Source organism: Xanthomonas sp. 3058, from assembly GCF_014199765.1.
GTDB lineage: Bacteria > Pseudomonadota > Gammaproteobacteria > Xanthomonadales > Xanthomonadaceae > Xanthomonas > Xanthomonas campestris_B.
This window is the reverse complement of the sequence record NZ_JACHOF010000014.1, coordinates 22586-36219: the sequence shown is the minus strand read 5'-3', so window position 1 is coordinate 36219 and position 13634 is coordinate 22586. Positions and strand designations below refer to the sequence as shown.

The following is a 13634-nucleotide window of genomic DNA, read 5'->3' as shown; positions in this document are numbered from 1 at the left end:
TCCTCGTCCTGCGGGAAAGATCAGTCGGCTTGCAGGAATCCCAGCACCGCGTCGTTGAACGCGGCAGGCGATTCCAGATTGCAGATATGGCGGCCCGGTACCTGGGCGTAATGACCGTCGGGCGCGGCGTAGGCGATCTCGCGCAGGTTCGACGGCGGGCACACCGGGTCGTCGTCGCCGGCCAGGGCCAGCAGCGGCAGGTTCAGCCCATCCAGCGCGCCACGGAAATCCGCCTCGGCCACCGCCTGGCAGCAGGCGATATACCCGTCCGGCGAGGTGGAGACGAAGGCGGCGGCGATCATGTCCAGGCGCTGCGCGTGGCTGATGGCAAATTCCGGCGTAAACCAGCGTTGCAGCGTGGCATCGATCAGCATCGGCAGGCCTTCGCTGCGCACCTGCTCGATCCGGGTCTCCCAGGTAGCGGTGCTGCCGATCTTCTTCGCGGTGGCGCACACCACCAGCCGACGTAGCCGTTGCGCGGCATGCAGCCCCAGCCACTGCCCGGTGAGCCCGCCGATCGACAGCCCGCAGAAATCGCTACGCTCGATCTGCAAGGCATCCCACAGTGCCAGCACGTCCTGCCCCAGGTCGGCCACGCTGTACGGGCCGGGCGGCGAGTCCGAATAGCCATGGCCGCGGCGGTCGTAGCGCAGGATGCGGTAATGCGGGGCGAAGGCTTCGATCTGCACGTCCCACATATGCAGGTCGGTGCCGAGCGAATTGCAGAAGGTCAGCCAGGGCCGCCCGTCGGTGCCATCCACACGGTAATGCAGGCGATGCGTGGGCAATTGCAGATAAGCCATCGAAGCACCGTCAACGGAAGGAGGAGGCGGCCAGTACGCGATCGATCCAGACCGAGGACATGCCGCGCCAGCTGTCGCTATCGAACACCGCCTGCAGTTGCGCGTGCGTGAGTACCGCGCTCACCTGGGCATCCTCGGCCAGCACCTCACGCAGATGCCGCTGCTGCGCCTGCGCACGTGCCACCGCCTGTTCGACCAGCGCGTGCGCCTGCGGTTTGCCCAGCTGCGGGGCCAGCGCGAACACCACCGCCTCGGCGTAGAGCACGCCGCCATGGCTGTCCAGATGGTGGCGCATGCGCGTGCGGTCCAGTTCCAGCTCGGCCAGGCAGGCCTGCATCTGCGCCAGGCTGCCGGCGGTCAGGGACACGATCTGCGGCAAGGTGTCCCATTCGGCATGCCATTGCCCGGCGGCACGCTCATGCGGCTGCGCCATCGCGCTGAACAAGGTGGCGATCAGCCCGGGCACGCGGGTGGCCGCGGCCACGGCCGCCACGCTGGCAACCGGATTGCGCTTGTGCGGCATCGCCGACGAGCCGCCCTTGCCGGCCGCCGCGGGCTCGAATGCCTCAGCGACCTCCGATTGCATCAGCAGCACCACATCGCCGCCGATCTTGCCCAGCGTGCCGGCAAGCAGGCCGAACGCGCAGCCGACCTCGACGATGCGGTCGCGCGCGGCATGCCAGGGCAACGCAGGCAGGGGCAGTGCCAAGGTTGTCGCCAACGCCTGGGCCACGTCCAGGCCGCGCTCCTGCAAGGAAGCCAAGGTGCCGGCCGCGCCACCGAACTGCAGCACCAGCCCATCGTGCCGCAACGCGTGCAGGCGCCGATGCGCGCGCTGCAAGGCATCCAGCCAGCCGGCCACCTTGAGCCCGAAGGTCACCGGCACCGCCTGTTGCAACAAGGTGCGCCCGGGCAGGCCGGTGTCGCGCTCGCGTGCGGCCAACCCAGCCAAGGTGTCGCACAACTGCTGCAGACGCGGCAACAGCAGATCGAGGGCGGCGCGCAGTTGCAGCACGCTGCCGGTATCGATGACGTCCTGGCTGGTGGCGCCCCAATGCACCCAGCGCGCGGCTGCAGCATCGTGCGCGGCGACGCGCGCGGTCAGCGCCTTGACCAGCGGAATGGCGGGGTTACCGGCGAGCGCGGTGGCCTGCGCCATGGCGGCCATGTCGTAGTGCTGCACCTGGCAGGCCGCTGCAATCGCTGCGGCAGCCGCGGCAGGAATGACACCGCACTGCGCCTGCGCGCGGGCAAGCGCGGATTCGAAGTGCAGCATGGCCTGCACACGCGCCGCATCATTGAACAATGCGTCGCACGCAGGCTCGCCAAACAAGGATCCCAACAACAACGACGTCGCACTCATGCATCGTATCTCTTGGCGTGCCGGCAGCATGGTACCGAAGCACGGGAGTGCCAACTAGACGTTAGGGCAATGCGCGCGGTGCACCGCAGCGCGGCCGCGGCCGGCGCAGGGGGCGGAAGGCTCGCCTGGGTGCATCCGCGCCCTGGGCACCGCAGTGCGCGCTTGCGGGCTGTCATCGTGATCGACTGCTGTGCATGGCGGGCTGGCGGTGCATGCCGCATGGTCAGCCGCACGGCGCGCATGGCAACACCGGCTGCGCGCAGCGCTGGCGACGATTTGCGGGTCAATACCGGAAGAACACGGTCTCCATCTCGCCCTGCATGTGGATATCCCATGCATAGGCGCCATTGCCCACCGGCTGGGCCAACAAGGTGGCGCGGCGCTCGGCCGGCACCAGCGCCAAGATCGGGTCGCTGCCCAGCTGCGGGTCATCGGCGAAGTACAGGCGCGTCGATGCGCCGCGCAACAGCCCGCGCATGAACACCAGCACGCTCAAATGCGCGGCCTGCGCCCTGCCCTCCGGCCCGGCGACGGCACCCGGCTTGACCGTGCTGAAGCAAAAACGCCCCTGCGCATCGGTCGGCACCCGCCCCCAGCCATCGAAACTGGCGTCGTGCGCCTGGTGACGGGCATCGGCGCCATGCGCGTAGATACCGGCGGCATCGGCTTGCCATAGTTCCAGCACCGCGTCGGCCACCGGGACGCCGGCACCATCGAAGACGCAGCCGCTGATCTGCACGTGCGTGCCGGAGGCCTGCGCTGGCGCGAGTCGGTCGCGATACAGCGGTTCCAGCCCGAGCCGGTAATACGGGCCGACCGTTTGCGAGGGGGTTGCGTGCAGGCTCATCGATTCACTCCCAGACCGTTTGCTTGCGACCGCGCAGCACGATGTCGAAGCGGTAGGCCAGCGCGTATTCGCTGATGGCGTTTTCCCAATCGAAACTGGAGACCATGCGCTCGCGCGCCAGCGCGTCGTCGACGCAGTTGTAGATGGGGTCGTGCGCCAGCAGCGGGTCGCCCGGGAAATACATCTGGGTGATCAAGCGTTGCCCGATGCCATCGCCATGCAGCGAAAAATGGATATGCGCCGGCCGCCAGGCGTTGTAGTGATTGCGCCACGGATACGCGCCCGGCTTGATGGTCTTGAAGACGTAGCGGCCATGCGCATCGGTGAGCACCTGGCCGGTGCCGCGGAAGTTGGGGTCCAGCGGTGCGTCGTGGCGATCGCCTTCGTGCTGGTAACGGCCGGCGGCATTGCATTGCCACACTTCCACCACGCTGTTGCGCACCGGCTTGCCGTTTTCGTCGAGCACGCGGCCGGAGACGATGATGCGCTCGCCCAATGGTTCGCCACTGAAGCCGGCAGTGAGGTCGGCAGCATGCTCGCCCAGGGTGAGCCGATCCAGGCGCGGGCCGGTGACTTCCGACAGCGTGGCCGGGATGTCGATGGGCGCGCGCGTGGGGCCGCGCAAAGCGGTGGAGGCATAGGCCGGATGCAGATAGGCCGGCTGCGTGCCGGGCCGGGTACGGCGATAGCCGAGCAGCGGGTCTGCAAGTGACGGATCAACGGGGGCATCGCGCATCGTGAGATCTCCCTGCGCCGCACTGCGGCATGGTCAAGCAATGTAGGTGTGCGTTGGCGGCGCAGTGGTTGCAGCGGGCAGGCTTACACGCGCTCGATCGCCAGTGCCACGCCCTGCCCCACCCCGACGCACATGCTGGCCAGCCCGAACCGGCCGTTGCTGGCTTCCAGCTGTCGCAGCAAGGTGAGCGCCAGCCGCGCGCCGCTCATGCCCAGCGGATGTCCGAGCGCAATGGCGCCGCCGTTGGCATTGACGTGCGCGGCATCGTCGGGCAACCCGAATGCGCGCGTGCACGCCAACGCCTGCGCGGCGAAGGCTTCGTTGAGCTCGATCGCATCGAACTGTTCGATGCGCAGGTTCAGACGTGCCAACAGACGCTGCGTGGCCGGTACCGGGCCCATGCCCATGTAGGCCGGCTCGAGACCTGCCGACGCAAACCCCAGCACGCGTGCGCGCGGGGTCAGCCGATGCGTCTGCACGGCCTGCGCGGAGGCCAGCAACAACGCGGCGGCACCATCGTTGATACCGGACGCGTTACCGGCAGTCACGCTGCCGGGCTGGCGGAAGACCGGCTTGAGTTTGGCCAGCATCTCGGCGGTGGTGTTCGGGCGCGGGGCTTCGTCGTATTCGACGGTGACGGCATCGCCGCCCTTGCGTGCAGCCACCGGCACCGAAGTGATTTCCGCATCGAAGAACCCGGCGGCCTGGGCGGCGGCCAAGCGCTGCTGGCTGCGCAGTGCGAAGGCGTCCTGATCCTCGCGCGCGATGGCATGGCGCTGGGCAACGTTTTCGGCGGTTTCGCCCATCAACTCGGTGCCATAGGCCTCCTGCAGACGTGGGTTGATGAAGCGCCAGCCCATGGTGGTGTCTTCCAGTTGCTGGGTGCGTGCGAAGGCGCTCTCGGCCTTGCCCATCACCCACGGCGCGCGCGACATCGATTCGACACCGCCGGCAATCGCCAGCCCCAGTTCCTCGGCGCGGATGCCGCGCGCCACCGTGCCGATCGCATCCAGCCCGGAACCGCACAGGCGATTGAGCGTGCTGCCCGGCACCGAACTCGGCAGGCCCGCCAGCAACAGGCTCATGCGCGCGACATTGCGGTTGTCTTCGCCGGCCTGGTTGGCGCAGCCCAGATACACATCGTCGATGGCGGCCGGGTCCAGCTGCGGATGACGGGCCAGCAACGCGGCGATCGGCACCGCGCCCAGGTCGTCGGCACGCACGCTGGACAGCGCACCGCCATACCGACCGATCGGTGTGCGGATGCCGTCGATCAGATACACCTCGCTCATGCCTCCGCTCCCGCCGCTTGGGTGCCGTGCGCGGCGTCGGTGCGTGCCTGCAGCGCGCGCAATGCCTGCAGTTCGGTGGTGCTGGGCGGTGCGGTTTGCGCAAGCTCGTCGGCAAAGCGGATCGGCCAGCCGGTTGCCGCACTCACCTGCTCGCGGCTGATGCCCGGGTGCAGCGAAGTGACGGTGAGTTCGCGGGTGACCGCATCGGGCTCCATCACGCACAGGTCGGTGACCACCACGGTGGGGCCGGCGCCGGGCAGGCCGGCACGCGCGCGCGCATCGCCACCGCCCAGATGCCCGACCGTGGTGATGAAGTCCAGCACCGGCACGAAGCTGCGCCTGGACTGCCGCATGATGATGAACACCTGCTTGGCGCTGGCGGCGATTTCCGGCGCGCCACCGGCGCCGGGCAACCGCGTCTTCGGCGCTGCGTAGTCGCCGATCACGGTGGTGTTGAGGTTGGCGTGGCGATCGATCTGCGCCGCGCCCAGGAAGCCCACATCCACCCGGCCGCCTTGCAACCAGTAGCGAAAGATCTCCGGCGTGGAGACCACGGTGTCGGCAGTCTCGGCCAGCTCGCCGTCGCCGATCGATAGCGGCAGCACGTCCGGGCGTGCGCCGATCGGGCCGGATTCGTAGATCAGGGTGGCATCCGGCGCATGCGTGAGCCGGGCCAGATTGGCCGCGGTGGACGGCAGGCCGATGCCGACGAAACACACCGCTTCATCGGGCAGGCGGCGCGCGGCGGCCACGGTCATCATTTCGTTGGTGCTATACGTGCTCATGCGGCTACCTGCTGCTGCGATTGCGCATAGACGCGCACGAATGCGGCGAAGTCGTCGGTGTCCAGAATATGCGTCTGGATCCATGCCTGGAACCGCGCGCGGTCGCGTGCGATCGCGTCCCAGGCCAGATAAAACCGGTTGTCGCGGGTGTAGTAGCCGTGCGCATACGACGGCGCGGCACCGCCAGGCACATGGCACACCGCATCGACCACCCAACGCGGCAGGATGCAGGCATTGGGTGGGGCATCGAGCGTGTCGACGATCTCTTCCACCGTCACGATCACCTTGCGCGCGGCCAGTGCCGCCTCTTTCTGTACGCCAAGAATGCCCCACAGCAATACGTTGCCGCGGCGGTCGGCCTGTTGTGCGTGGATCACGGTGACATCGGGGTTCACCGCCGGCGTGGTGGCCAGCGTCTCGCCGGTGTAGGGGCATTGCAGGAACTTGATGCTGTCGTTGACGCGCGGCAGGTCCGAGCCAACATAACCACGCAACACCGCAAACGGCAGCCCGGAGGCGCCGGCCACATACGCGTTTGCCATGTCGGCATGGCTGTGTTCGCGGATCTGCAACGGCTGCGGCCAGGCGTGTTCCACCGCCTCGCGCAGCCGGTGCAGCGAGCCGACCCCCGGGTTGCCGCCCCACGAAAACCGCAACGCCGCCGCGCAACCGGCACCGATCAGTTGGTCGTAGATCAGGTCCGGGGTCATGCGCACCAGGCGCAGGTCGCGCTTGCGTTGGCGGATCACCTCATGACCGGCCGCATGCGGGATCAGATGGGTGAAGCCTTCCATCGCCACGCAATCACCGTCGGCGATCAGGTGGGACACCGCATCTGACAAGGAAACGATTTCGGCCATGAGCAAGACACCACTGCGAACGTGCAGCCACGGTAGGGCCGGCTGAACAGCCTGGTCAATACGATTATCGGAAATTGAATTCGATAATCGCACAACTTTCGCCGCACAGTCATGCGTCAACATTGTCTCCGGTGTATACATAACTTCGCTCGCAAGCAGACGCCAGCGCTGGCATGCCCGTCAACTGGCTGCAAGCCGGCGCAGTGCGTCGATTCGCACCCCAGGTTGTATACAAAACCCCAGGAGTCACGGTCATGTCCCAGTCCAAGCCGCTGTTTCCCCTCAACGCGTGGTATGCCGTCGCCTGGGACCACGAAGTCAAGCACGCCCTGACGCCGCGCAAGGTCTGCAACCTCGAAGTGGTGGTCTACCGCACCACGGCCGGCGCGGTGGTCGCACTGGAAGACGCCTGCTGGCACCGGCTGGTGCCGCTGTCGATGGGCAAGCTGCGCGGCGACGATGTGGTGTGCGGCTATCACGGCCTGGTCTACAACACCCAGGGCCGCTGCGTGCACATGCCCTCGCAGGAAACCATCAACCCCTCGGCATGCGTGCGCAGTTTTCCGGTGGCCGAGAAGCACCGCTATGTGTGGCTCTGGCCGGGCGATCCGGCCAAGGCCGACACCGCGTTGATCCCCGACCTGCATTGGGCGCACGACCCGGCCTGGGCCGGCGATGGCCGCACCATCTACGCCAAGTGCGACTACCGGCTGGTGCTGGACAACCTGATGGACCTGACCCACGAGACCTTCGTGCATGGTTCGAGCATCGGCCAGGACGAAATCGCCGAGGCGCCGTTCGATGTGGTGCATGGCGACCGCTCGGTGGTGGTATCGCGCTGGATGCGCAATATCGATGCGCCGCCGTTCTGGGCCGGCCAGATCGCGCGGCATCTGGATTACCACGGCAAGGTCGACCGCTGGCAGATCATCCGCTTCGAAGCGCCCGGCACCATCGCCATCGACGTCGGTGTGGCCATCGCCGGCACCGGCGCACCGGAGGGCGACCGCAGCCAGGGCGTCAACGGTTACGTGCTCAACACGATTACGCCGGAGACCGATACCACCTGCCATTATTTCTGGGCGTTCATGCGCAACTACGCGCTGCACGATCAGTCGTTGACCACGCTCACGCGCGCCGGCGTCACCGGTGTGTTCGGCGAGGACGAGGCGGTCCTGGAAGCGCAGCAACGTGCCATCGACGCGCATCCGGATCACACCTTCTACAACCTCAACGTCGACGCCGGCGGCATGTGGGCGCGGCGGGTGATCGATCGCCTGATCGCGCACGAACAGCGCGCGCAGGATCTGTCGCTGCGCATGGTGGGTTGAGCGCAGCGCGCAGGAGACCCCGATGCCACCGACCACACCGTTCCACAGCAGCGCGGCGCAGACCACGCGCGCGCTGCTCTCGCTGCGCGAGCTGATCCTCGACGGCACCCTGCCCGCCGGCGCGCGATTGTCCGAAGTGGCGGTCGTGCAGCGGCTGGGCATGTCGCGCACGCCGGTACGGGCCGCATTGCAGCGCCTGTGCGAAGAAGGCCTGGCCAGCGCCTTGCCGGGCGGCGGCTACGCGGTGCAGGCCTTCAGCGAGCACGACGTGCACGACGCCATCGAACTGCGCGGCACGCTCGAAGGCCTGGCTGCGCGCATGGCCGCCGAGCGCGGGGCGAGCGCCGCGCAGCTGGCCCAGGCGCATCAGCTGCTGGAGACGCTCGATGGCATCGTCGGCGCGCCGCAGGATGCCATCGACTTCGCCGCCTATGTCCAGGCCAACGCGCTGTTCCATGCCTTGTTGGTGGCGATGGCCGGCAGCGATGTGCTCGGCCGCGAGCTCACCCGCGTGCTGCAGCTGCCATTCGCCTCGCCCAACAGCCTGGTCATGGCCCAGACCAGTGCTGCCGATGCGCAGGTGATCCTGACCGTGGCCCAGGACCAGCATCGTGAAGTGATTGCCGCCATCGCACAGCGCCAGGGTAGCCGCGCCGAAGCGCTGATGCGCGAGCACGCCCGTCTGGCCCATCGCAATCTGCGCCACATCCTGCAAACCCCCACGGCCATTGCCAAGGTGCGCGGCGGCGCCCTGCTCGGCCGTGCCCATGCATCCACCGCCGGCACCGCCCGGCACGCTCTTCTGCCTGGAGTTCCCCATGCGTAAAGACACCCAGTGGCATCGCGCCCATGTCGTCAGCATTGCCGACGCCTGCGAGGGCGTGCGCGAAATCGTGCTCGACCCAGGCACTGCAGCGCGTTCCTTCGAGGTGGGCAGCCACCTGGATTTTCGCCTGCAGTTGAACGGCCGCAGCGATGTGCGCTCTTACTCGCTGGTGGGCGAGCCGCGTGCGGACGGTTATTACCAGATCGCGGTGCGGCAAATGCCGGACAGCCGTGGCGGCTCGCTGCATATGTGGACGCTGCAACCGGGCGATGTGGTGGACATGTCGCCTCCCAGCAACAACTTTGCGCTGGACGAGAGCGGCGAAGAAATCCTGTTGATCGCCGGCGGTATCGGCATCACGCCGATCCTGGGCATGGCGCAGCGGCTTGCGCAGCGGCACCAGGCGTTTCGCCTGCTGTATGTCGGGCGCTCGCGCAGCGCGATGGCCTACGCCGACCAGTTGGAAGCGCTGCTCGGCGCGCGCCTGCAGCTGCATTGCGACGACACCGACGGCCCACCCGATCTTGCCGCCGAGCTGACGCGGCTCTCGCCCAATGCCGAGGTCTATGTGTGCGGCCCGCTGGGCATGCTGGAGGCGGTGCGCCAGCACTGGCATGCCGCCGGCCGGCCGCGCGCGCGGCTGCACTTTGAAACCTTCGGCAATAGCGGCCGGGTGCCGGCGCAGGCGTTCGTGGTCAAGCTGCCCGGGCTAGGCATGGAAGTGCCGGTGGCCGAAAACGAATCGATGCTCGATGCGCTGGCCGATGCCGGGGTCGAACTGATTGCAGAATGCCGTCGTGGCGAATGCGGCCTGTGTGCGGTGGAGGTGCTCGACAGCGCCGCCGATATCGATCACCGCGATGTGTTCTTCAGCGACGAACAACGCCGCGAGAATCGCAAACTGTGCGCGTGCGTGTCGCGCGCGGTGGGCGGCAGCATCAGCATCGACACCGGCTACCGCGGCGAGCTGGGCTGAGCGGCCGCGTCCTGCTCACCGCGCTTGCTGTCTGGCCGGCGCGGTGCTGCTGAAGTCGCCACGCGATGAGCGGCCGCGTCAACCGGTGCGTCCACGCGACCGATCATCGCCGGCAACCGCTGTGCTTGCATCCTCACGCGCATGCGCGATCATCAGCGCATGGAGTCAACTCACTACAGGACTGTCCCGGCGCCGGCATTGAACCCGCGCCAGGAGCAATTGGTGGCGCTGGTGCGGCAGCAGGGCTTTGCCGATGTCGAAGGGCTGGCCACGCGCTTTGAGGTCACCCCGCAAACCATTCGGCGCGATCTGACCTTGCTGTGCGATGCCGGCGTGCTGCGCCGCTACCACGGTGGCGTCAGCATGCCCTCCAGCGTGGAGAACCTGGCCTACACCGCGCGCAAGGCGCTGCAGGCACGCGAAAAGCAGCACATCGCCACGCACGTCGCGCGCTTCATTCCCGACGATGCCTCGCTGTTCATCAATCTCGGCACCACCAACGAAGAAGTCGCGCGGGCGTTGCTGCAGCATCGCGGCCTGCGCGTGATCACCAACAACCTCAATGTGGCGGTGATGCTCAGCGCCAACCCGAGTTTCGAGGTGATCGTGGCCGGCGGCGTGGTGCGCGGACGCGACCAGGGCGTGACCGGCGAGGCCACGGTGGAGCTGATCCGTCAGTTCAAGGTGGACTTCGGGGTGATCGGCATTTCCGGGATCGATCTGGACGGCACCTTGCTGGATTTCGATTACCAGGAAGTGCGGGTGGCCCAGGCCATCATCGAGCACTCGCGCCAGGTGGTGCTGGCCGCCGACCACAGCAAGTTCGGCCGCAACGCCATGGTGAGGCTGGGGGCGATCGCACAGGTGCACGACTGGTTCACCGATCGCCCGCCGCCGCAGGAACTGGCCAGCGTGCTGGCCGACGCCGGCACCCGGGTGCACCTGGCCGACGCTGACGGCGGCTGAATTTGTTCGTTTAAGTACGTTTTCGATGCGTAGGCGCGTGAAACGGCATGGTGCCCGATTCATAATTTGAATCGAACCTTGTCAATCGATTGCCATTCCGGTCAATTTCTTCAACGATTTAAAGGCGGCCGCTTCTTCACGTCCCGAAAAGGTTGGATGTTCGAATATGTTCGAACATGACAACTTAGGTTCGCTCACAGCGCACCTGGACGGAGGCACCGATGGGCGAAACGTACGATCTTCTGGTGGTAGGCGGCGGCATCAACGGGGTCGGCATTGCCCGCGATGCAGCCGGACGTGGCCTGTCGGTGTGCCTGTGCGAGCAGGACGATCTGGCCGCGCATACCAGCAGCGCCAGCACCAAGCTGATCCATGGTGGGCTGCGCTACCTGGAGCAGTACGAGTTCGCGCTGGTCGGCAAGGCGCTGGCCGAGCGCGAAGTGCTGCTGCGCCTGGCCCCGCACATCATCTGGCCGCTGCGCTTTCTGTTGCCGCATCAGCCGCATCTGCGTCCGGCCTGGATGATTCGCGCCGGGCTGTTCCTGTACGACCATCTTGGCGGCAGCAAGCGCAGCCTGCCGCGCTCGCGGCGCCTGTCGCTACGCACCCACCCGGTCGGGCAGCCGTTGCAGGAATCGCTGCGCACCGGCTTTGTGTACTCCGATGCCTGGGTGCAGGACGCGCGCCTGGTGGTGCTCAATGCGATGGATGCTGCCAAGCGTGGCGCCAAGATCCACACCCGCACACGCTGCGTGGGCGCCTGGCGCGATGCCGGGTTCTGGTACGCCGAACTCGAAGACCGCGATGGCCGCCGCCGCACCGTGCAGGCGCGCGCGCTGGCCAATGCTGCCGGGCCGTGGGCGGTGTCGTTCCTGGACAAGGTGGCCGCAGTGCCGCATCAGCACGCGTTGCGTTTGGTCAAGGGCAGCCACATCGTGGTGCCCAAGCTGTTCGATCACGATCACGCCTACATCTTCCAGCAACCGGATCGGCGCATCGTGTTCGCCATCCCGTACGAGCATGACTTCACCTTGATCGGTACCACCGACGTCGATTACGAGGCCGACCCTGCCGCACCCAAGATCGATGCGGCCGAGGTGCAGTATCTGTGCGATGCGGTGAACCTGTATTTCCAGCAGCAGATCAGCCCCACGGACGTGGTGTGGAACTACAGCGGCGTGCGCCCGCTGCTGGACGATGCCGAAGACAATGCCGCCGAAGTGACGCGCGACTATCACCTGGAAGTCGTCAACGACGGCGCGCCGTTGCTCAATGTGTTCGGCGGCAAGTTGACCACCTACCGCAAGCTCGCCGAAGAGGCGGTCGACCGGCTGACGCATGCGCTGGGCGCACGCAAGCCGGCATGGACGGCGCGCGGCGCTGCATTGCCCGGCGGCGAACAGCGCGATATTGCCAGCCTGCTGGAGCGTGTAAGCAATGCGCATCCCTGGCTGCCGGCAGCCACTGCGCAGCGGCTGGTACGCAATTACGGCACCTGTGCAGAACAGCTGTTAGGCGATGCACAGGATGTGGCCGGCCTGGGCGTGCACTTTGGTGCAGACCTGTATCAAGCCGAGGTGGACTACCTACGTCAACACGAATGGGCGCAGACCGCCGACGATATCCTGTGGCGTCGCAGCAAACTCGGACTGCGGCTCGATGCGGACGGACGCCAGCGGCTGGACGCGTATCTGCAGACGCCCGCGCTCCAACCAGCCGACGTCGCGACCGTTTGAACACACCGCGTTGCCGGCGAGGACGGGTCGTCGGCAACGTATCCTGGCGCATTGCCTGCATCACCCTGTGGAGGGCACCCCCGATGAGCAACACCCACTCCCCCTGCGCGCCAACGCGCGTGTCGCAGCTCCCTGTTGGTTGCCATGACCTGCCCGCGAGCATGCGCGCATGAACCGTCAACTCGTGGGTGAGTTGATTTCCGAAGCGATCGCGATGTTCATCATCATCGCGCTTGGCGATTCGGTCGCGGCGATGTACATCCTCTACGACCCCAGCCCGTATCAGAACGCGTATTGGGGCGTGTGTATCGCCTGGGGCCTGGCGGTGACGCTGGCGATCTATGTCACCGGCTCGGTGTCGGGCACGCATGCCAATCCGGCGGTCACGCTGGCGCTGGCGCTGTTCCGCGATTTTTCCTGGAAAAAGGTGGTGCCGTACTGGATTGCCCAGGTCGTCGGTGCCTTCCTGGGCGCGGCCATCGTCTATCAGTTGTATGGACCGGTGATCGACCACTTCAACCAGGTGCAACAGCTCACCCGCGAAGCCGGCGGCGCGGCCGGTGTGTTCTTCACCGCACCGGGTCTTGCGGTCACGCCGATGCATGCGCTGGTCGACCAGATCATCATCACCGCGTTCCTGATCTTCGGCATCTTCGCCATCACCGAGCGCTTCAACGAAGCCGCGCCGGGAGCCAATTCCGGCGCGTTGATGATCGGCCTGCTGGTGGCAACGCTGGGCGCGTCGATGGGTTATCTGGAAGCGTGGGCGATGAACCCGGCGCGCGATTTCGGCCCGCGCCTGTTCGCCTACCTTGCCGGCTGGGGCGAGGCGGCCTTGCCGGCCAAGGACAATTACTGGTGGATCCCGATCGTTGGCCCCTTGATCGGCGGGCCGATCGGCGCACTGGCGTATCAGTGGCTGATCCTGCCGTTCCTGCCGGCCCGCGTGCGCCATCTGCAGGGCGACACCGCGCCGCTGGATCCGCGCTAATCGCCGTGCATTGAATCGACCAGCACGACGATGCGCGGGCGAGCGATCACCGGCCGCCCGCGCATCGCTCCCAGGCTGCACCGACCACTCTCGCCGCGCACCAATGCCGGCATTGTTTGAGG

General features: G+C 67.0%; 13 protein-coding genes. 6 read left to right on the top strand and 7 right to left on the bottom strand.

Annotation, left to right across the window (positions count from 1 at the left end; genetic code table 11):
- Positions 1-20: 20 nt before the first annotated feature.
- The 7 genes from pcaD to GGR61_RS15635 all read right to left on the bottom strand — a co-directional run bounded on the left by pcaD (position 21) and on the right by GGR61_RS15635 (position 6686).
- Complete coding sequence (pcaD, locus tag GGR61_RS15665) at positions 21-803, bottom strand: 3-oxoadipate enol-lactonase (protein ID WP_184409565.1); 783 nt, start codon at positions 801-803, stop codon at positions 21-23.
- Between the two features lie 10 nt (positions 804-813).
- A complete protein-coding gene (locus tag GGR61_RS15660; protein WP_184622519.1) occupies positions 814-2196 on the bottom strand; it encodes a 3-carboxy-cis,cis-muconate cycloisomerase in 1383 nt (460 codons plus the stop codon).
- 253 nt (positions 2197-2449) lie between these two features.
- Positions 2450-3013, bottom strand: a complete 564-nt coding sequence (gene pcaG / locus GGR61_RS15655) for a protocatechuate 3,4-dioxygenase subunit alpha (RefSeq protein ID WP_184622516.1) — start codon at positions 3011-3013, stop codon at positions 2450-2452.
- 4 nt (positions 3014-3017) lie between these two features.
- A complete protein-coding gene (pcaH, locus tag GGR61_RS15650) occupies positions 3018-3749 on the bottom strand; it encodes a protocatechuate 3,4-dioxygenase subunit beta (RefSeq protein ID WP_184409562.1) in 732 nt (243 codons plus the stop codon).
- 83 nt (positions 3750-3832) lie between these two features.
- Positions 3833-5041, bottom strand: a complete 1209-nt coding sequence (gene pcaF, locus GGR61_RS15645) for a 3-oxoadipyl-CoA thiolase (protein ID WP_184622514.1) — start codon at positions 5039-5041, stop codon at positions 3833-3835.
- Positions 5038-5826, bottom strand: a complete 789-nt coding sequence (locus tag GGR61_RS15640; RefSeq protein WP_184409560.1) for a CoA-transferase subunit beta — start codon at positions 5824-5826, stop codon at positions 5038-5040. The genes pcaF and GGR61_RS15640 overlap by 4 nt, the downstream gene beginning before the upstream one ends.
- Complete coding sequence (locus tag GGR61_RS15635; protein ID WP_184622512.1) at positions 5823-6686, bottom strand: CoA transferase subunit A; 864 nt, start codon at positions 6684-6686, stop codon at positions 5823-5825. The genes GGR61_RS15640 and GGR61_RS15635 overlap by 4 nt, the downstream gene beginning before the upstream one ends.
- A 254-nt stretch (positions 6687-6940) precedes the next feature.
- Between GGR61_RS15635 and GGR61_RS15630 the strand changes: the two genes are divergently transcribed.
- From GGR61_RS15630 to GGR61_RS15605, 6 genes are all read left to right on the top strand, one after another.
- Positions 6941-8017 (top strand): aromatic ring-hydroxylating dioxygenase subunit alpha, encoded by a 1077-nt coding sequence (locus GGR61_RS15630; protein ID WP_184622510.1) that lies wholly within the window; start codon positions 6941-6943, stop codon positions 8015-8017.
- A 22-nt stretch (positions 8018-8039) separates the two neighbouring features.
- Positions 8040-8843 carry a GntR family transcriptional regulator gene (locus tag GGR61_RS15625; protein ID WP_184409557.1) on the top strand — a complete coding sequence of 268 codons (804 nt, stop codon included), beginning with the start codon at positions 8040-8042 and terminating at the stop codon, positions 8841-8843.
- Positions 8836-9819 (top strand): PDR/VanB family oxidoreductase, encoded by a 984-nt coding sequence (locus GGR61_RS15620; RefSeq protein ID WP_184622508.1) that lies wholly within the window; start codon positions 8836-8838, stop codon positions 9817-9819. The genes GGR61_RS15625 and GGR61_RS15620 overlap by 8 nt, the downstream gene beginning before the upstream one ends.
- 141 nt (positions 9820-9960) lie before the next feature.
- Positions 9961-10785 (top strand): DeoR family transcriptional regulator, encoded by an 825-nt coding sequence (locus tag GGR61_RS15615; RefSeq protein ID WP_184409555.1) that lies wholly within the window; start codon positions 9961-9963, stop codon positions 10783-10785.
- A 221-nt stretch (positions 10786-11006) separates the two neighbouring features.
- The gene (gene glpD / locus GGR61_RS15610; RefSeq protein ID WP_184622506.1) at positions 11007-12521 is read left to right on the top strand and encodes a glycerol-3-phosphate dehydrogenase; all 1515 of its coding nucleotides are present in this window, start codon (positions 11007-11009) and stop codon (positions 12519-12521) included.
- 169 nt (positions 12522-12690) lie between these two features.
- Positions 12691-13512, top strand: coding sequence for an MIP/aquaporin family protein (locus GGR61_RS15605; RefSeq protein WP_184622504.1), 822 nt, complete (start codon positions 12691-12693; stop codon positions 13510-13512).
- Positions 13513-13634: the final 122 nt, after the last annotated feature.